At 36.8% G+C, this 19759-nt stretch carries 15 protein-coding genes; 6 read left to right on the forward strand and 9 right to left on the reverse strand.

Annotated features, from left to right (window positions below):
* Nucleotides 1-341: 341 nt before the first annotated feature.
* Nucleotides 342-2789, reverse strand: a complete 2448-nt coding sequence (locus NZ579_04385; GenBank protein MCS7299187.1) for an Ig-like domain-containing protein — start codon at nt 2787-2789, stop codon at nt 342-344.
* A gap of 385 nt (nt 2790-3174) precedes the next feature.
* Between NZ579_04385 and NZ579_04390 the strand changes: the two genes are divergently transcribed.
* The 5 genes from NZ579_04390 to prmC all read left to right on the forward strand — a co-directional run bounded on the left by NZ579_04390 (nt 3175) and on the right by prmC (nt 8102).
* The gene (locus tag NZ579_04390; GenBank protein MCS7299188.1) at nt 3175-3981 is read left to right on the forward strand and encodes an ABC transporter ATP-binding protein; all 807 of its coding nucleotides are present in this window, start codon (nt 3175-3177) and stop codon (nt 3979-3981) included.
* Nucleotides 3914-5332, forward strand: a complete 1419-nt coding sequence (locus tag NZ579_04395) for an alpha-amylase family glycosyl hydrolase (GenBank protein MCS7299189.1) — start codon at nt 3914-3916, stop codon at nt 5330-5332. Before NZ579_04390 ends, NZ579_04395 begins: the two co-directional genes overlap by 68 nt.
* A gap of 123 nt (nt 5333-5455) precedes the next feature.
* On the forward strand, nt 5456-6001 hold the full coding sequence (locus NZ579_04400) for an O-acetyl-ADP-ribose deacetylase (protein MCS7299190.1): 546 nt from the start codon (nt 5456-5458) through the stop codon (nt 5999-6001).
* A 1-nt stretch (nt 6002) separates the two neighbouring features.
* Nucleotides 6003-7190: an HD domain-containing protein gene (locus NZ579_04405; protein ID MCS7299191.1), complete on the forward strand. Its 1188-nt coding sequence runs from the start codon at nt 6003-6005 to the stop codon at nt 7188-7190.
* A 57-nt stretch (nt 7191-7247) separates the two neighbouring features.
* Nucleotides 7248-8102: a peptide chain release factor N(5)-glutamine methyltransferase gene (gene prmC, locus NZ579_04410; GenBank protein ID MCS7299192.1), complete on the forward strand. Its 855-nt coding sequence runs from the start codon at nt 7248-7250 to the stop codon at nt 8100-8102.
* On the opposite strand, the gene NZ579_04415 is transcribed toward prmC, so the two are convergent.
* The 5 genes from NZ579_04415 to nadA all read right to left on the reverse strand — a co-directional run bounded on the left by NZ579_04415 (nt 8099) and on the right by nadA (nt 14606).
* Nucleotides 8099-9295, reverse strand: coding sequence for a DUF1577 domain-containing protein (locus NZ579_04415; protein MCS7299193.1), 1197 nt, complete (start codon nt 9293-9295; stop codon nt 8099-8101). The genes prmC and NZ579_04415 overlap by 4 nt on opposite strands.
* A gap of 48 nt (nt 9296-9343) precedes the next feature.
* Entirely contained in the window at nt 9344-10405 is a 1062-nt protein-coding gene (gene fliN / locus NZ579_04420; GenBank protein ID MCS7299194.1) for a flagellar motor switch protein FliN, read from the reverse strand.
* Nucleotide 10406: 1 nt separating this feature from the next.
* Nucleotides 10407-11450: a flagellar motor switch protein FliM gene (gene fliM / locus NZ579_04425; protein ID MCS7299195.1), complete on the reverse strand. Its 1044-nt coding sequence runs from the start codon at nt 11448-11450 to the stop codon at nt 10407-10409.
* Nucleotides 11451-11586: 136 nt separating this feature from the next.
* Nucleotides 11587-13653 (reverse strand): sigma 54-interacting transcriptional regulator, encoded by a 2067-nt coding sequence (locus NZ579_04430; protein ID MCS7299196.1) that lies wholly within the window; start codon nt 13651-13653, stop codon nt 11587-11589.
* Entirely contained in the window at nt 13650-14606 is a 957-nt protein-coding gene (gene nadA / locus NZ579_04435) for a quinolinate synthase NadA (GenBank protein MCS7299197.1), read from the reverse strand. The genes NZ579_04430 and nadA overlap by 4 nt, the downstream gene beginning before the upstream one ends.
* A 315-nt stretch (nt 14607-14921) precedes the next feature.
* Between nadA and NZ579_04440 the strand changes: the two genes are divergently transcribed.
* A complete protein-coding gene (locus tag NZ579_04440) occupies nt 14922-16082 on the forward strand; it encodes an HD-GYP domain-containing protein (protein ID MCS7299198.1) in 1161 nt (386 codons plus the stop codon).
* 253 nt (nt 16083-16335) lie between these two features.
* Here the strand turns inward: NZ579_04440 and NZ579_04445 are convergent, their stop codons facing one another.
* The 3 genes from NZ579_04445 to NZ579_04455 all read right to left on the reverse strand — a co-directional run bounded on the left by NZ579_04445 (nt 16336) and on the right by NZ579_04455 (nt 19757).
* A complete protein-coding gene (locus NZ579_04445) occupies nt 16336-18069 on the reverse strand; it encodes a proline--tRNA ligase (GenBank protein ID MCS7299199.1) in 1734 nt (577 codons plus the stop codon).
* Nucleotides 18070-18245: 176 nt separating this feature from the next.
* On the reverse strand, nt 18246-19286 hold the full coding sequence (locus NZ579_04450) for an FIST C-terminal domain-containing protein (GenBank protein MCS7299200.1): 1041 nt from the start codon (nt 19284-19286) through the stop codon (nt 18246-18248).
* 276 nt (nt 19287-19562) lie between these two features.
* Nucleotides 19563-19757, reverse strand: a complete 195-nt coding sequence (locus NZ579_04455; protein MCS7299201.1) for a hypothetical protein — start codon at nt 19755-19757, stop codon at nt 19563-19565.
* Nucleotides 19758-19759: the final 2 nt, after the last annotated feature.

Consider the following 19759-nt stretch of genomic DNA (forward strand, 5'->3'; position numbering starts at 1 on the left):
TGTTGTCCGCCACCACCTTGTTGCCCTCCGCCTTGTTGCTGTTGTTCCGGCGTCGGACTGCAACCAAAGTAGCCCCACGCCACGAACACAGCTAAAATCAAAATTAGTATTGTTTTGTAAAGCTTCATACGCTTATACCTCCTTTATGTCTTATATAAATATTATAACATGTTTTTTTAAAAACAGAAAATCTAATCATAGATTCTATCTATGATAGAGAGTATAAACGTAATAATTTCTAGATTTCAACATTACACTTTTTCAGGATTTTTTGTTATAAGTCTTGTAGAAAAAGGTTTTCTAAAGTTGTAGTGAAGGGGGACAAAGCCCCCTTGAAATTGTTATGGGTTAAGGACATAATCTATTGATTTGTTAGTGATATCAGATATATATGGACCCCACGCACCTGCACCTGTTCTTGAAACACCTGATGGGTATATTGAGCGCATACCTTCTTCACCCGCTGTTCCGCCGCTCCTTCCATACAATACATATACATTAGCAACTTGCCCGCTTGACGCACCAGAACCTATGTTTGCGTAACTTACAACAAATGAATACTTATAATCTCCACCACCGATAGATGTCATGGAATGTGATACTGAAACCGAAGATGCAGTTCCCACTATTTTGTTAGCATTAGTAGCACCTAATGCTCTACTACCACCTGAACCCGATGAATTCCTAAGCCAACCCCATATCACAAGGTCTGCGTTGATACCAGCACTGTTTGTAAACCAAAAGTTACCCCAGCCTGTTGTCCAATCTCCACTCCAACCTGTTGCTGTAGGTTGATGTCCTGTTGTCATGTTGGTAATGTCCACAAAGACATACAGGTTGTGGTCGTCTGTAGCAGTGTTGTTAATTATGATGTCAATCGTAAGCTGTCCAGAACCGCTTTTTACATACACATCTTTTATTTGAGAAGCCCAGAAATTATACTCACCAGTGCCGAGGAAGGTTGCATTATTGGTTACCGTATTTGTATTCGTCGTGCTATGGTTACCAACAGTATCAACTGAGTATGCTACTATGTTTATTGTAGTTTCTCTCAAGTTCCTCACGAGTCTAGACCAAGAGGTAGTCCCTGTTGCAAGTTGGAAAGGACCTCCATCTACTGATACATATACCTGAGCTACACCAATGTTGTCTGAAGCCGTTCCTTGTATCAATACCCCACCTGCAGGTAAGTTGTTAGTTATGGTAGAGTTGTTAGCCGGAGATGAGATAGAAACTGTCGGCGGTGTTGCATCAACAGTTATGTTGATGGAGCTGGTGGAACTAGTATTGCCAACATTATCAACACTATAGACCTGAATAGTGTATGAACCTGATGTTGTAATGTTGAGGTTGGTACTCCAAGAAGAAGTCCCACTCACCTGCCCAAAACCACCACTAGTCCCTACCCTGAGAAAAACAGCCTGAAGACCTGCACCACCTGTGTCGTTCGCACTCCCACTTACAGTGAAGATACCCGGAACAGTGCTACCGTTAGCCGGAGATGAGATAGAAACTGTCGGCGGTGTTGCATCAACAGTTATGTTGATGGAGCTGGTGGAACTAGTATTACCAACATTATCAACACTATAGACCTGAATAGTATATGAACCTGATGTTGTAATGTTGAGGTTGGTACTCCAAGAAGAAGTCCCACTCACCTGCCCAAAACCACCACTAGTCCCTACTCTAAGGTATACTGCCTTAAGTCCTGAGACTCCTGTATCGTTTGCTGTTCCGCTTACAGAGAAGGATGCCGGGACTATATCATTATCTGATGGTGAGGAGATTGCTATTGAGGGGGGGTTATTATCAACAACAATTATGATTTGTTGTGTTGAACTTGACATTCCAGCGGCGTTTGTTGCGAATACTTGGACAATGTTTGTCCCTGAAGTTAAGGTTAAAGAAGGAGTGCTCCAAGAGCTAGTTCCTGATGCTATTGAGAAGATCCCAGTAGTTCCTAATCTGTAGAACACAGTAGCAGTGTTTAGAGCAGTTCCGCTTACTGCGAGTGAGGTAACATTTGTAAGCACGATTGAGCTATTCGTACCAGGAGACCCAATTTCAACGACAGGGAAATTAATATCAACGGTTATGTTGATGGAGTTGGTGGAACTAACATTACCTGCGTTATCTTCTGCATAGACCTGGATAGTGTATAAGCCTGATGTTGTAATGTTGAGGTTGGTACTCCAAGAAGAAGTTCCGCTTACCTGCCCGAAAGCACCACTAGTCCCTACTCTCAAATACACCGCCTTAAGACCTGTTCCAGCATCATTTGCCGTTCCACTTACTGAGAAGCCTGAAGGAACAGTACTATTGTTTGCTGGTGAAGAAATGGTCACAGTTGGTTTTGTTGCGTCAATGACAAATGTAACTGATTGTGTGACACTAGTATTGTTGGCATTATCAACAGCATACGCCTGGATAGTGTATGAACCGTCTGATAGAGTTATGTTAGTACTCCAGTTGGTAGTTCCTGTTACTTTGTAGAAACTACCAGAAGTTCCTACTCTAATAAACACTTCTTTAACACCTGTGTTACCACTACCGTTGGTATCACTTGCTGTTCCAGATACTGTGATGTTAGAGGTATTGTTCGTAGAGTTGTTTGCTGGAGAGGTGATGGTTATTGTTGGGCGGTTAGTGTCTTGTATTTGCTGTTGTCCGCCACCACCTTGTTGCCCTCCGCCTTGTTGCTGTTGTTCCGGCGTCGGACTGCAACCAAAGTAGCCCCATACAACAAATAGGGCTAAAGTCAAAATTAGTAGGATCTTGTAAAATCTCATATGTTGATACCTCCTTGAATATATAATATTATGGCACTAAATTTTAACATAACCATCTATCCTAAATTTCTAATATAAATATTTGTTATACAAATTTCAACAACTTTAACCTGAAGTTTGGTTAAGAGTTTGCTATTTTTTGAATAGTATTGTGAATACCTTACTTTCATAACCTACCCAAGTAACTCTCAATCCCCTTGTAGAAAGTTTCTGATTTTATCATATTTGACTAATTCGTATAATCAAACATAGTCATACTAATCTAACTGGACGCAAAAATTTTTCAGACACTCAGAAAATCCAAGAGACTTCGGGAAAAAGTTCTACATCCACACACCTTTAACTTGAATCTACAACAAGTTCATTTTTTATCCTATATTACATTATGACCGAAGAGAACATAATACTTGAAGTTGTGAATGTTTCAAAACACTTCGGAGGCATAAAAGCAGTCAGTAGCGTATCATTCGCAGTTGAAAGAGGTAAGATTGTCTCAATAATAGGACCAAACGGCGCAGGTAAGACTACACTTTTCAATATCATATCGGGATTCTACAAACCCGACACCGGTAAAATAATCTTTGAAGGAAGAGATATTACAAACATCAAAGTCTATGAATGCTCTAAAATAGGTATCTCAAGAACATTCCAAAACATAAGACTTTTCTACAATATGACGGCACTTGAAAATGTTATGGTTGGAAGACACGTCAGAAGTAAGTCAGGGCTATCCTCCTTTTTTGACGCTATATTGAGAAACAAAGATTTCCACCAAACCGAGAAGGAAATACAAGAAAAATCAATCTACTACCTAAAGATGCTAGGACTTGAGAATTACCTAAATGTCCTTGCAAAAAACCTACCCTACGGGCTCCAGAGAAGACTTGAGATTGCAAGAGCATTAGCAACCGAACCTAAACTGCTACTCCTAGACGAACCTAGCGCAGGTATGACATATAAGGAAACAAACGAAATAATGGAGATAATATCCAAAATAAGAGATATGGGTATAACCGTCCTTCTTATAGAACATCAGATGATGTTGGTTATGACAATATCTGACAAAGTTATAGTTCTTGATCACGGAGAGAAAATATCCGAAGGAACACCAGAAGAAGTAAAGAATGACAAAAGAGTCATTGACGCATACCTCGGCGTTGAAGAAACAAAAACCTATGCCGAAGTGGATTAGAAACAGAATTCTCTATCAAGTCTTCCCAGACCTTTTCTTCAAAGACAATTCCAACGAAGTTCCCCAAAAATACTATGGAGGAACCCTGAAAGGTATCATTCTAAAACTTGACTATATCAAAGACTTTGGTTTCAATGCTATCTACCTAAACCCCATATTCAAAGCAGAAACAAACCATAGATACGATGTTCTGGACTACTTCCAAACCGACCCGATACTCGGAACTAACGAAGATTTTGAAACACTCGTAAAAGAATGTCACAAAAGAGACATAAAAGTTATTCTAGACATCCCTTTCAACCATACCTCCCAAAACCATCCATGGTTTAAAGAAGCAAAGAACAATAACTCTAAATACAAAAACTACTTCTTCACTGACGAAGGTGACTACAACAGATGGCGAGGCAGTGATTTAGTAGAACTGAACCTAGACAACCCCGAAGTCTTGGAAGAACTTATAACAGGTAGTAGAAGTGTCTTGAAATTTTGGATGGACAAAGGAATTGATGGAGTGCGCCTTGATTGCGCAAACGACTTAGGAATGAAAGTAGTCAAACTAATAAGAGATACCGCTCACAAATGGAATGACAACTTTCTAGTGATGGGCGAAGTTTTTAACTTCGCAGGAGAGTGGAGTAAAGTTCTGGACTCGCTACAGAGTTATTACCTAACAGGACTCCTGTTTTCAATCGTGAATAGCGAAATATCAATCCAAACCTTTTCAAACGCATTGGACCACATAATAAGCGATTTTGACTACGAAGTGCTCCTAAACTCCCTAAACATCCTATCCTCACACGATACAACAAGAGTGCTTGACAGAATAAACGATATGAAGATTTACAAAATACTCCTCGCAATTCAATTCACATTCCCTGGCGTACCTGTTGTACTGTATGGCGAAGAAGTAGGAATCAGAAGCACTAAAATAGGTGAAGCGAGTGCTAGGAATGTGATGGTTTTTGACGAAAATAATTGGAACTCTGATGTAGTCAAACTTTACAAAACATTCATCCAACTACGAAAGAGTAGAAAAGAACTCCAAGAAGGTAAATTCAAAAACCTAACAAACCTAACAGACTACAAACTAATATCATTTATCAGGTATAGTGACAAAAGAGAAGAGTTTTCCATAGTAGTTATAAATCCAAAGAACGAGAGAGTTAGGAAGAGAATATACATTCCATATTCACACTTTCACGATGCACTCAAGGTGCGAGATTACTTTTCAGGTAGAGAGTTTATTTGTGAAATTAGTTCTATAAATGTTGATCTAGAACCTTATCAAGTTATGCTACTTACCCCAGAGTGGAAGTATATAAAAGGATACTCGTTCTACAAGAGACAGTAGATTACATTGCTTCATAACCGATGTAATCTCCCCTACCCTATCAGTTCATATGAGAATTGAAACCTACCGATGTTTTTTCTTGCTAATTGAATCCGAAGAAAAATATTTTTGATAATAACGGATATGGAGAGAAGGTTTCTGAATGGTCTTGTGCTTGTAAAGGTTGGTGATATCACTGAAGAGGAAGTTGATGCGATAGTGAATGCTGCTAATTCTTCACTTATGGGAGGAGGTGGTGTTGATGGTGCTATACACAGAAAGGGAGGTCCTAAAATACTTGAGGAATGCAAGGTGATAAGACAAACCCAATACCCAAACGGTCTCCCAACAGGCGAAGCAGTCGCAACAACAGCAGGAAATCTTAAAGCAAAGTATGTTATACATACCGTAGGACCTGTATGGTATGGCGGTAATAGCAACGAAGAGAAACTATTAGAAAATGCTTACAGAAACAGTCTCTCTCTAGCCGAGAAAATGAATTGCGAAACTATATCGTTCCCCGCTATATCAACAGGTGTCTATGGATATCCCAAAGAAGAAGCAGCAAAGGTAGTGTGTAGAGTCTTGAAAGATTACTCAAAAAACCCTAAATTAAAGGAGATAAGGTTAGTCTTCTTCTCAAGTCAAGACTACGAGATATTCGTCAAGGTAGCAAATAAAGAGTTGTAGAATGGAAGTAGAGAAGATAACATTCTATCTATTTGCATCAATAGTATCTGGAACACTCACATATCTACTGATTATGACCATACTTTCTGTCAAAATAAAAGCAAAAAGAATGAAGATAATATCGGCAAATGCTATTATTGCTTCAATTATTTATCTGATAGGTTCTATACTTATCTACCTTTTAAGAACCAGTGAGATAGTGTATATAATATATGGACTAGTATATGTTGGTAAATTCATAACCGAGACGAATATGTCAAACAAATTACACTACTCTCAAAGAAATTATACATTTTACCATATCACAACATCCTTGCTGGTATTGGCAGCACTAGCAATTCAACTACTAGGTCTAGGAAATGTAATTATCTATGTAGTTATTTTATCTTTAGTTAATATAATGATAAGTATTGCTTGGTTTTCAGAAAAGAATGTCAGGATATTATCCTTTAGTAATATAATTTCAATAGTTTTTCTAATTACACTAATGGATTATCCTTCAACTAGCCTTTTGTTTTCACTATTACCTCTTGGTCTTAGTTCAATATACATAACATCCAAAGAGTATTTACACACCTTGAGATCGCTTGATTTACTAAAGGAGAAAAAAGATGCTATAATTGAGCATCAGTTGAAAGAATTTAAAGACTTTCTGTTTCTCTTGATAAACAAGATTGAGGCAAGGTATCCCTTGAGGAAGCAACATTCAATTAATGTAGTAACTATTTCAGAAGGTATAGCTATAGAACTAGGTCTGGATGGAAAAGTTGTTAGTTTCATAAGAGAAGGAGCAATGATGCATGATATAGGATTTCTAGGGGTAGACCACAGGAATTTATTAGAAGGCAGTTCTTACGAAAATCCTGAAGTTATGAAGCATATATGGATTGGTAGAAGAATACTTGAGAGTAGCAATATATTCATCAAGTATTTACCTATGGTGTTATACCATCACGAAAGGATGGATGGAAGTGGTCCTGAAGGTCTATACGGAAGCATAATACCATTACCTGCTAAAATAGTAGCAGTAGCAGATAAATTTGAGAGATTGATAAACGGTAGAGAATCGGAAAAGTTATCAATACAAGATGCAATAGAATACCTTAAGAAGCACCCAAATCTATATGACCAGGTAGTAGTTAAAGCACTAGAATCATTCGTATCAAAAAACTTCTTCCAACAACATTGAAACGCTCTACTTACTAAAAACTTCAAAGTAATTAGTGTTTTGATTATACTATGATATATGAAACTATTTGACCTTTTCAAAGAGGCTGTAAAAATCCTATCAGTTTCTGGTATAGAAACTCCCAAGACAGATGCAGAGATAATAATATCAAATGCTTTAAGTATAGACAGAGTTCAGATTTATCTTAACAGAAATCTTGAAGTTGGTGAAGAAGATATTAAGAAGGTAATAAGTATGGTAGAGAAAAGGAAGGATTTCACTCCTCTTGAATACATTATAGGATACAAGTATTTCTGGGGTTATAAGTTCAAAGTAAGGGAAGGTGTTCTAATACCTAGATTTGACACGGAAGCAGTGATAGAGGTTGCTAAAAACATTTGTCCAAATCCTAGATACATACTAGACATAGGCACTGGAACTGGAGCGATAGGAATAACATTAAAGAAGATATTTCCTTCTTCGTATGTAGTTATGTGTGATATTTCCGAGATTGCCATAGATGTATGCAAAGAGAATGTCAAGGATATACTTGGAAATACCGATGGAGTTGAGATTATAAAATCCGATGTTTTTGAAGATATATGGGAATATATAGGTTGGGGAAGGTTTGACCTTATAGTTTCAAATCCTCCTTACATCTCAATAAAGGACTACCAAAATCTTCCTAATGATGTAAAAAAAGAACCTATTATAGCATTGTTTGGTGGTGTTTCAGGATTAGACTTCTACATAAGAATCGCTGATAAGGTCAAAGACTTTATAAGGAAGAACGGTAGAATAATCCTCGAGGTAGGAGACGAAAAACAAGCGGAGAAGGTCAAAAAAATATTCTACCTCAAAGGTTTCAGAAACTTTATAACATTCAAAGACATAAACAGTAAAGTAAGAGGTGTTGCTATACTGAATTATTAACTCTTCTTCTTGATCCTGTGTGCTCCTTTTCGTTCAAGATCCAATATTGAGTTTATGAAGTTTTCAAGCTTATTTCTATCCTTCCAATCCATATTCTGTGAGAACTTAAGACCAACATCAACAAGTTCATCACCAGCTTTTCCATAGATATTCGCAACGGATGACAATGTTTTTATTGAGGTATTGTCAGGAAAGTAAATCTGACAAAACAACCTCTTGCCAAGTCTTGTATATTTAGGGAATACAGGGTCTCTTATCAATACTCTCATTCCTCCAACACTTATATCAATTATCTCTTGGTTCTCTTTGGTTATTATTTCAAATGAACCTTCCGTTTCAAGCTTTAATGACGCATTCTGTGAAGCAGATACCAACCTTTTTATCATACCAGTAGTAAGTTTCTGATTCCTTGACATAACTCTTATTATGCCTATTGCCTCTTCATCAAATATTATTGGAACTACTGCCTCACTCAAGATTCTATTGTCAGTATAAAACTTTTTAATCTCATCTATACTCTTACTTATTTCAGAGTAGCTCTTACCAATCTGTGCCATGAACTTTATGTAATCCTCATAAGTGAGGACAAAATCTTCTTTAATTTTGATATTTGATGTATCAAAAACTGCAAAAGGTTTCTTCATCTGCTTTACTATGTAATACACACCACTCTTCTCAGACCCGTCAAATAACATCACCTTGGCAAAATCATAGTTTTCACTTCTTCTTACACTACTTTCTATGGTTTTTAATATAGCATCTATTTTTTGCTGTAGCGTGCTATCTTTTATCGTAGGGTCTATAACCTTCATTGATAGAATACCATACATATTAGTGATGAGGACATTATCCCTTACTGGTATTCTTGTATATTTCCTCTTAGGGTGCATAAGCAACTTCTGAGGAAATCTTAAAGATGACTTGTCTATCAATGAGGTATCAAATTTCACAGTATTCGCTCCATAAGGTGCCTCGGCCAAAGAATTCACACCTATACACTCTTCTAGGTAGGAATTACCCGTGATAACAGAAACATCTTTCAAAAGTATAACATTATTAGATAAATCACTTATCACAGATACTAAAGATATACCGTTATCTGTCTTTATACTTAATGGGGTTTTGTTTTCTTTGAAATACTGCAATATTTTTTGAATCCTAGTAAAATCCTGAACAATTTCCTCGGTTATCATTTCGGAATTCCCTAATATAATTATCTAAAAAAATTACTTAAAACTTTATTATCCTCTATCAGAATACTTGAACATTCTATCAATATGATTAACTATTTCTGTTATTCTTACACCGAAGTTTTCCTCAATAACCACAACCTCACCCTTTGCTATGAGCCTACCGTTGACCATAATATCAACAGGCTCACCCGCCAGCTTATCAAGTTCAACGACAGAACCTTCACCGAGTTGTAGAACTTCCTTTACAAGCATTTTAGTCCTTCCAAGTTCAACCGTTATCTGGACAGGTATATCAAGAATCAAAGCCAGCGAGCCTTCAGCTTCAACGGAAACCTCCTCAAGATTACCAAACTCAACAGGTCTGACTACTAATTTACCTGCCTCTTCAGGTTCACCTTTGTATTTTGATGTAGTTCTCTCCACTTCTGGCATCTTCTTGGTCGTATATGAAATTATCATTTGTTTAGCAGTATTTTGAGGGAATACGAAATATACCTTTCCCTGCCTATTACCTACACTCATTGAAAAAGATAACATAACCATCGGAATATTAGGAAGCGGAATACTTCTAGCGTCAGGTAATTTCTGAACTGTAGGACTACCGGCCGCTAATGTTCTACCTATCCTTTCGGAGAGTGTTGAAGTAAAGTTAGAAATAACGATTGACATATTCTGCTCAAAGGTATTTATAACAAGGTCCGTAAGTATAGTATTTGCTTCATCACCTATGAGGGGGTTGGTTATAGCCAAAACTGTAGCAGAAGGATATATAAAATGTATCTCTCCCGTAAGATTACCTGATATATTGAACTTTACATCAACTACTTCTCCAACTATCTCTGATGAAAGCCTAAACGAGTCAAATGTATCTATAGTTAATCCTGATACAGAAATTTCCCTACCAGTTTGAGTCTTGAGTAGGTTTCTTTTAGCCTCAAGTATCTGTCTAAATAGTTCTGTAAGGTTAGCCCTGTCAACTTCAGTAAGTAACCCTTCCCCTGTATCAACTGTCCTACCTATATCAAAACCTTTGAAAGTATCAAAAGTATCAGTCCCACTCAAAAGTGCATCCATCTCCTCCTGTGAAAGATGTCCTTCTCCTCCAAACATACTAGTCTTCTACCTCCCTTAAAACTAACTCTAATATATCTTCTGATAGTCTTTCTATAATACCAGTTATCTGAACAGATAATTTCTTACCAACCTTACCAGGCCTACAATAGAACTTATTCTTATTCTCAACCTTTACGATCATATTATCCTTGATACTCTGATCAAGTCTTATAACATCACCAACTTTGAGTTTATTCACATCCTTGAACTTAAGAGTAGTAGAACCAACTATCACACTCAGATCAAGTTCCACCTTGTTTAAGGTATCTTTTACCAAGTCCAGTGTTTCTTTGGTCATGACTTTCTTTATTCCAGAATACCAGTATTGAGCACTTAATTTAGACATTATAGGTTCTATCGTAACATAAGGAACACAAAGGTTCATCATCCCCTCAGCTTCTCCCATCTTGACATCAAATGTTATCAGAACCACCATATCAGTAGGAGGGACCAACTGTGCAAACTGCGGGTTAACCTCTATATTACCTAGTCTCGGTCTTAAGTCAATAACATTCGCCCAAGACTCTCTCAAATTGGATAAAATTCTAACTATAACGCTTTCCATAACAGACTTTTCAATATCTGTAAGTTCCCTATTATCCTTAAGTGCCTCTCCCTTCCCTCCAAAGAGCCTATCTATGATGACGAATGTTATCGTAGGATCTATTTCCAAGACTGCATTACCTTTGAGTGGTTCCATATTTATTATACCTAGAGTAGTTGGTGATGGTATGCTTCTTGAGAACTCTTCGTAAGTAAGCTGGTCTGTTGAAGCAACATGAACTTGAACAACTAATCTAAGTTGTGCAGACAGAAATGTTGATGTTAGCCTTGCGAATGTTTCATGGATCATTTGTAGGGTTCTCAACTGATCCTTAGAAAACCTGTCAGGTCTTCTGAAATCATAACTCTTTATATTCTTCCTAGCAACAGCAGCAGGTGTCTCAGCAGCAATAACAGAAGGTGTTTCCTTTATTTCACCACCTGTCTGAAGAGCAGAGAGTAAGCTATCTATTTCTTCCTGAGACAACACAGATGTCATATACTACCCTACACATTATAATTATAAAAAATGTTAGTTCCTCTATCAAATGTTATCAATACTAAAATTTTCGGAAACTAACCTTTGTTCAAAAGTTTTTAAATGATACAACACCCTTCATCAAAATCTCAAAAACTTAAATTCTATACTTCTTCATATACGAAAACAGAGTGTTTCTGTTTATACCCAGTATCTCTGAAGCCTTAACTTTGTTATTGTTAACCCTAACCACAACCTGATTTATAAGGCTTTTAAGAATAGGGTCTATAACTTTGTCATACAGTTCATTTTCTTTTGAAAGGTCAATAGATGAAACATATTCAGATACTATCTGATTTATTCTCTCCTCGTATGTCGGCGTTACTCTAGATATCTCCCTTAACCTTCTAGGTAGCAAATCCTTGGTAAGTATTTTATCTTTTGACATTATAACAGCATGTTCAATAACATTCTCAAGCTCTCTCACATTTCCTGGCCACTCGTAGATTAGGAATAATTCCATAAAGTCTTTTTCAACGCCTTCTATATTCTTTGAGTGTTCCTTAGAAAACTTATTGACAAAAAAATCTACAAGCAATGGAATATCATCCTTCCTATCCCTAAGAGGAGGGACTTCTATCTTGACCACATTCAACCTATAATAGAGATCCAATCTAAATTTACCTTCTTCAACGAGACTCTCAAGATTTTTATTAGTTGCAGCAATTATTCTTATATCCACCTTCACGGGCGTTCCACCTATAGGTTCAACCTCCCTCTCCTGTATCACTCTCAATATCTTCGCTTGAAGAGACAAAGGCATATCACCAATCTCATCAAGGAATAAAGTTCCCCCTTCAGATTGAAGAATCTTACCTTTCTTATCAGAAATTGCTCCCGTAAACGCTCCTTTCTTGTATCCAAACAGCTCGCTCTCAAGCAGTGTCTCAGGTATAGCAGCACAGTTTATCGCAACAAACGGCTTGTCTTTTCTATTACTGGCATAATGTATAGTTTTTGCGATAAGTTCTTTACCAGTCCCAGACTCACCTTCTATCAAAACAGTTGAGTTCGTTTTTGAAACAATACTAATTATCTCAAAAATATCAAGCATCTTCTGAGATTTACCAACTATATTACTCACACCATACCTCTCAAGAAGCTGCTCTCTCAACATTTCATTCTCGCTTATGAGATCTTCCTTCTCCTTCTTAGCCTTTGAGTATCTCAAAACCGATATAGCAAGAAGCTCTGATACCTCCTTCATTAACCTACTGACAACCTCAAACTCGGAAGAGTTTGTGAATTCTTTTTCTATCAGTATAACTCCTAAAGTATTATCTTCAAACATTATAGGGTTTGCGAAGAAAGATATTCTCTTTGCTTTTGATCGCTTTGCTTTCGTTTTACCAAGAAACCTTTTATCCTCCCATATATTAGGTATTGAGATAGGCTTACCAGTCAAAGCAACAGTTCCCACTATACCCTCGCCAATACTATAAACTCCTCTACTCGCTTCCTCCCCAGTAAGACCAAAACTCTTTATTATACTTAACTCATTCTTACCATCATCAAGCAAGAATATCATTCCTCTCTCAATCCGCAAATTGTCTATCAAAAAGTTCATCAATTTGTTGAAGATACTATCAAGGTCATCTAAACTCTGAAATATCCTATACACCGAGTAGAGTAATCTGTAAAACTTTGCTTCATACTCTTTCGTTTCAATCCTTGTATTATATTCTATAAGTGTTGAAACAAGAGGTATTATGATACTTATCTTCTCAAGATCCTCTTTTGAGTACTTATCTTCTTGATAGTTTTCAAAGTTTATCACTGCTACAACTTTACCATCATAAGAGATTATTGGCACTGCTATATCAGACTTTTTCCTCTCATCAAGAGGGACGTAGAACTTATCAGTTTCGGTATTGTCTGAAACATACATAGACTTGTTTCTATATACCCAGCCAACTATACCTTTATCAAAAGGTAGATAATAATTATTGTGCTTTATAAACTTGACCCCATGACCACTCTTCTCAACCAGATACTTCAATTCCAAACCTTTGTTTGATATATTATCAGGAAAGTATATACCTACTATCTCCGAATCTGTTATGTCAGATAGGAATGTAAGAAGTCTTTTGTAGAATTGGTCTATATCTTCATAACTACTCGTTATAACATCAATAAGTTCTTCTACATCTATTTTACTACTCATACTATTTCGAGCATCCTTTGGATAGGTATAAGTGCCTTTTGTCTTATCTCTTCAGGAACTTTAACTTCATATATTTCATGCCTTAGAGACTCTAAAACTTTCTCAAGTGTTATTTTCTTCATATACTCACACACCATCTCCTCACTAACGGGGTAGAAACTAGCATTAGGTTTGTATTTTTTCATTCTATGTAAAACCCCAACCTCAGTCGCAACAACAAATTCATTCTTTGGAGAGTTCTTAACAAAATTTATCATACCTTCTGTTGATAAGAAGTAAGTATTATTTGAGCTTATGTCCTTACTTTCAACATAATAGTAGCAACTCGTCGTGCATCCACACTCCGGATGGATCAGAAAATCAGCACTTGGATGTTTTTCTCTAACTTTTTCAATATCCTCTGGCCTTATGTTAGCATGGACATGACACTCACCAGCCCATACTCGTATCTTCCTACCAGTTACTCTCGCTACATAACTACCCAAAAACATATCTGGTAGGAATAATATCTCTTTGTCTTCAGGTATAGACTGTATAACCTTAACAGCGTTTGAAGAAGTGCAGCAGTAGTCGCTTTCAGCCTTAATCTCAGCTGTTGTATTAACGTAAGAAACCACAACAGCACTCGGGTATCTCCTTTTCCATTCTCTCAACTCCTCAACGGTGATACTATCCGCAAGCGAACATCCTGCCTCAAGGTCTGGAAGCAAAACCTTCTTGTCAGGGTTCAGTATTGACGCAGTCTCAGCCATAAAATGAACACCACAGAATACAATTACACTAGCATCAGTATCCTTTGCCTTTATGGAAAGCCCAAGAGAGTCACCTACAAAGTCGGCAATATCCTGAACATCTCCTATCTGGTAGTTGTGTGCTAGTATAACTGCGTTCTTCTCCCTCTTAAGTGTAAGTATCTCTTCTATTATCTCCTCTTTTGAAATCGTTGATTTCATACTATAATCTTTATATAAACAGAATTCTAAAGTCAAGAAGCAAAATTCAAACAAAAATATCAAAACAACTATCAAGTAAAACAATATCAAACCTTAATTCAAATAAATGGTAATATTATCCATCAAACATCCAAAAAAATACAAAACAAATTAATAACAATTGAGGCTCATAATTATAGCACCAAATAACTTTAAAATGTTGGAAATAAAAAATCTGACTAAATACTTTACTGTAAAACTCCGTGCAAAGATAGTGTAAGATTATTGAAAAAATTTATTGCAATCCAGATTATGAATATATAACATTAAGTATATATGTCAAATTTTGACAAAAGTGAAGTAGTTCCTGTCTCCTTCTTGAAGGAGGGGATGATTTTGAACGGAAACATATACGATATGAATGGAGGATTTCTTTGGCCTGCCAAAGTCCCTGTAAAGAAAGAATTCATTGACAATTTAATAGCACTTGGTATAACACAATTAACATACAGACCTATATCGCCTGATATTTCGCTCTCAAAACAATCAGTAGAGAACCCGATGATATCTGAGGTAACACAGAAGAAGATATATGATAGCTTCTCAAGTGTTGTCTTTGATATAACCAATAGCAAGATGCCGAATACGGAAAAGGTGAAAGAATCCGTTGATGAAGTTGCGAAAGAGATAAAACTCGGAGTAGGTAAAACAATAAACTTACTTGACCTTAAAGGACATGATACCTACAGTTACGTACACGCAGTTAATGTTAGCATTCTATCATCATTCATAGCAACTAAACTAGGAATGTCAATTGATAAAGTATGTGCAGTAGGTGTTGGGGGATTGTTGATAGATATAGGTAAGATAAAGATACCTGTTTCAATACTCAACAAAAAAGACCCACTATCGCAGTTTGAGATAGATACCATAAAAAGACATCCAGTTATAGGATACCAAATACTAAAAGATACAACAGGTATAGATGAAATTTCAAAGCGAATAGTCCTTATGCACCACGAACAGATTGACGGTAAAGGATACCCATTAGGTGTTGATGGAAGTAAAATAGATATCTATACCAAGATGGTTTCAATATGCGACTCCTTTGACGCAATGACAACAGATAGACCCTATAGACCAGCACTACCCGTAAGAGTTGCGATTGAAGAGATACTAAAAATGGCAGGAACAAAGTATGATGAAGAGATATCATTAAGGTTTTCTATAGAAATCTCAAAGATGTATAAAATTCAGAGCCCAATATCTGAAGGAAGCGTAGTAGAACTAACAACAAATGAAATAGGAATAGTGAAAAGACTACACTCAGAGTACGATATTTCTCCTGAGATGGTAATATGTATATCTCAAAATGGAACACCTTTAAGAAATCCTATAAGCGTTGACCTAACAAAAGATGCAACTGGAAGAAAGATAAAAAGAGTCATTTTTGATGTAGCAACTATAATGAAAGTTAGAAGCGTAGTTAAAAACTAATCTCTAAAGCACCAAAAAGACCACATCAACAAAATCAAGACTTATGTAATTCAAAAAACATAATGCTCTTAAAACTCACCAGATTTTCAGGTTTCTGATAAACTCCAAGGGAGCTTTGTATTTAATACTTGTTGTATCAAAAGACCCTAAAATTCTATCTTACAATTACTAGGAAGTTGATAGATATCAAAATTTACGATAATACACACAACTAGGATTACAAGATTGAAGACACTAATTATATTCATAAATTCTAGACTTCAATAGTATTGTATTTCTTGTGTTCCTCATCTACAAGTCTCTTAACATCTTCTACTGCACCAGATAAATCAAACTCGTAAGACTGTCCATTGTCTCTTCTTTTGACTTCTACTTTGTTTTCATTCAGTGTTTTTTTACCAACTATTACCTTGAATGGTATTCCTATGAGGTCGGCATCGTTGAACTTAACACCAGCAGTTTCCTCTCTATCATCAATCGCAACATCCACACCTTTTGAGAGTAATCCTTTGTAAATCTCTTGAGCAACTTTAACTATCTTCTCATCTCTATTGGATATTGGTATCACAATCACCTCAAAGGGTGCAATGGTTATTGGGAATATTATTCCGTTTTCGTCATTACTTACCTCTATTACCGCAGCAATGGTTCTATCAATACCTATTCCGTAGCACCCCATTATAGGTCTTATCCTGTTTCCGTTCTTGTCAAGGACTGACACATCCATTGATTCTGTGTATTTGTATCCTAATTTGAATATATGTCCAACTTCTATACCTCTAGTCTCTTCAAGGATACTATTACATCTAGGGCATCCATCTCCAGATTTAGCACTCCTTATATTAGCAAAATCACTCACAACAAAGTCCCTATTTATATTCACATTAATTAAGTGCTTATCCTTCTTGTTAGCACCGGTTATACCGTTCTTAATGGTCTTGACAGAGTTGTCTGCTATAATTCTAATTCTATTCAGCCCCACAGGTCCAGCAAAACCAACAGGTGCTTTTGTAATACTCTCAACGGTTTCTGGGTCAGCAAGCTCAAGCTCAACTGCATTTAGGTAATTCTTCAATTTTACTTCATTTACATCAAGGTCACCTCTTATCAGAACCATAATCGGTTCGCCGTCAGATTTGTATATCAGAGATTTTATAAATTTTCTCGGTTGAGTTTTAAAGAAACTGGTTAGGTCATTAATAGTATATACATTTGGTGTATCAACTTCTCGGATAGGTTTTTCTTCTTCATCATCAGGTGTCTCATCAATTACAGACTCTGCTCTCTCAACATTAGCATAATACCCACACTTCGGACAGTATAGAATAACAGCCTCACCTACTGAAGAAAAAACCATAAACTCTTCACTTCTAGTTCCCCCCATACTTCCAACATCCGCTTCAACTGGCAAAGCATTAAGACCAACCCTCTTGAAGATACTTATGTAAGCCTGCCTCATATTAAGATAACTTTTTTCAAGACCTTCCTCATCAATATCAAACGAGTAAGCATCCTTCATCGTGAATTCTCTACACCTCATCACTCCGAACCTTGGTCTTATCTCATCTCTGAATTTCTTTGCTATCTGATAAAGAGTTATAGGTAATTGTTTGTATGAACTTATAGTTCTTCTTACGATATCTGTAAAAGCCTCTTCGTGAGTAGGACCTAAAACCAAAAGTCCATCTCTTCTATCTTTTATTCTTATCATCTCTTTTCCCATAGTGTGTAGTCTCCCGCTCTCTTCCCATATCCCACCTGGTGTAAGTATGGTAGGTAAGGCTTCAACACCTCCAAACCTATTCATCTCCTCCCTAACTATATTAACGACCTTGTTATAAACTCTAAATCCTAACGGCAAGTAGCAATATAGCCCACTCTCTTCTTTGTATATAAGTCCTGCTCTCAACATAAGCTTATGACTAACTATTTCAGCATCCTTTGGGTCTTCCCTCAAAGTGTATATGAGAAAACTACTAAACCTCATAACTTCATCACTATAGTTAAACTAAATTATACAAAAGCACAAGCATAGAATTCAAAACGGGATAATATTATGTTTCACTTCCGAGACGAAAAGGTGAATCCTTCTTTACAGCCTTTCTCCTAATTGAAAAGGTCACCACAAATCGTGGTTAAAAATCTCACAAAACCGCAAGTAATTTACCCAAATATTATGTTGTCAACCATAAGATTACCGTGCTTATTCGCCTTCTGATTTTCCTTCAGTATGAAACATCCTTGTTCGCCGAAGGTTGCAGCCCCTATAAACGGAGCATCACCCAAATACAGTTTATACTCTTCTACAACTTCTTGTATTTCATCCATTACCACACCGACACATCCTGCACAATAGACAAGAATAGACCCCTTGAGTTTAGTCTTGTATTTGTCTATACCGAGTGCTCTTTCAACGACCTGTCTAGCCCGTTCTATGAGTGCTTTCTTATAACCTGTCATCAGAATTATCTCATCCCCTTCGTTAAACTCCGTGAACAGAGTTAGTGCCTTGTTTTCTGGTATTACCGAATGTGGATGTGATAGAAGATAGTTCTTTATACCCATAACCTCTCCAACAACTCTTCCAATAGGCTTAAGTGTCGTTGCCCCAAGAATTACTCCTCCCTTTTCCAGATATTCCGAAATAGAACCTTTAGTCCATTCATTGTAAACAATTGCAGCAGGCTTTCCATTTATTTCGTAGATAGTCCTACCTTGTGCTTTGGTAACTTTACCCCTTTCAGCTGATGGTAGATACCCACTCAAAAATGCTCCATAAACCTTTCCAGAACTTTTAAAACCCACTATGAGAACTCCACTTTTGGTAATCGTATTATTCAGGAAAAGGAACCACTTTCCTGATATGTCATCATCGCCAGCACTACCTCCATACACTTTAACCTTACCTCCATAGAACTCATCTATACCCTCTATGACCCTCTCTTCAAAACCAGGAGTTGCGTGCATAAGTATAACATCAGGGTTTCCAATTTTATCAGATATTTCTCTACAAGCCTCAATAGCTTCTTGCTTAGCGTTAAGTTCAGAACACTCTTTTAACACCGGTAGTGCACTTACTCCATCCTCCGGATAAGAAGCTAGAAAATGTGCTCCTCGTAAAAAACCACTTGGGGTAAACACTCCTTGGAAGGAGCTACAACCAAAAACATTGACATCAACATTGATCCCCCTTATTCTACCCATTTGTTTGGATATATCCACCTCTACGGTTGTATATGCCAAGGCCCACCTATAGCATTGAAGATCGCATCAATATGATCACTACTAAAATACCTCATACCAAACCTCCTTTAATAAAAATATAGTCTCATAAAGTTATAAATGTACTTCAGATACCAATACAACTTCAGTGGAGGATGTTCAAAAAATGTATGTAATGCTTATGAATACTTGTTGTTCTGATGAATATCTCTTTGCAAGTATGGTAAAAACACTAAAAACAAAAAATTTTCATCCCCCTCAAACATTACAAAACCTAATGCACTTATCATTACCAAAATCCCTAGCCATTTCTACATCCCTCACTTCTAACCACCTCTCTCCACTTCTCTTGAAATGACCTATCACCTCCTCAACCTTATACCTATTCCTACCGTATTGACACCCGTAATCCCTAAAATCCCTCTCACACTTCTTCCTCAAAAAGTGTTTCACCT

Source organism: Spirochaetota bacterium, from assembly GCA_025061835.1.
Lineage (GTDB): Bacteria > Spirochaetota > Brevinematia > DTOW01 > DTOW01 > SKYB106.

What these genes read in the sequence shown, in the direction of transcription:
- NZ579_04395 (MCS7299189.1), top strand. Translation starts at nt 3,914, where the DNA reads ATGACAAAAGAGTCATTGACGCATACCTCGGCGTTGAAGAAACAAAAA.
- NZ579_04440 (MCS7299198.1), top strand. Translation starts at nt 14,922, where the DNA reads ATGTCAAATTTTGACAAAAGTGAAGTAGTTCCTGTCTCCTTCTTGAAG.
- NZ579_04405 (MCS7299191.1), top strand. Translation starts at nt 6,003, where the DNA reads ATGGAAGTAGAGAAGATAACATTCTATCTATTTGCATCAATAGTATCT.
- fliM (MCS7299195.1), bottom strand. Translation starts at nt 11,450, where the DNA reads ATGACATCTGTGTTGTCTCAGGAAGAAATAGATAGCTTACTCTCTGCT.
- NZ579_04385 (MCS7299187.1), bottom strand. Translation starts at nt 2,789, where the DNA reads ATGAGATTTTACAAGATCCTACTAATTTTGACTTTAGCCCTATTTGTT.
- fliN (MCS7299194.1), bottom strand. Translation starts at nt 10,405, where the DNA reads ATGTTTGGAGGAGAAGGACATCTTTCACAGGAGGAGATGGATGCACTT.
- NZ579_04445 (MCS7299199.1), bottom strand. Translation starts at nt 18,069, where the DNA reads ATGAGGTTTAGTAGTTTTCTCATATACACTTTGAGGGAAGACCCAAAG.
- NZ579_04390 (MCS7299188.1), top strand. Translation starts at nt 3,175, where the DNA reads ATGACCGAAGAGAACATAATACTTGAAGTTGTGAATGTTTCAAAACAC.
- NZ579_04415 (MCS7299193.1), bottom strand. Translation starts at nt 9,295, where the DNA reads ATGATAACCGAGGAAATTGTTCAGGATTTTACTAGGATTCAAAAAATA.
- prmC (MCS7299192.1), top strand. Translation starts at nt 7,248, where the DNA reads ATGAAACTATTTGACCTTTTCAAAGAGGCTGTAAAAATCCTATCAGTT.
- nadA (MCS7299197.1), bottom strand. Translation starts at nt 14,606, where the DNA reads ATGAAATCAACGATTTCAAAAGAGGAGATAATAGAAGAGATACTTACA.
- NZ579_04400 (MCS7299190.1), top strand. Translation starts at nt 5,456, where the DNA reads ATGGAGAGAAGGTTTCTGAATGGTCTTGTGCTTGTAAAGGTTGGTGAT.
- NZ579_04450 (MCS7299200.1), bottom strand. Translation starts at nt 19,286, where the DNA reads ATGGGTAGAATAAGGGGGATCAATGTTGATGTCAATGTTTTTGGTTGT.
- NZ579_04430 (MCS7299196.1), bottom strand. Translation starts at nt 13,653, where the DNA reads ATGAGTAGTAAAATAGATGTAGAAGAACTTATTGATGTTATAACGAGT.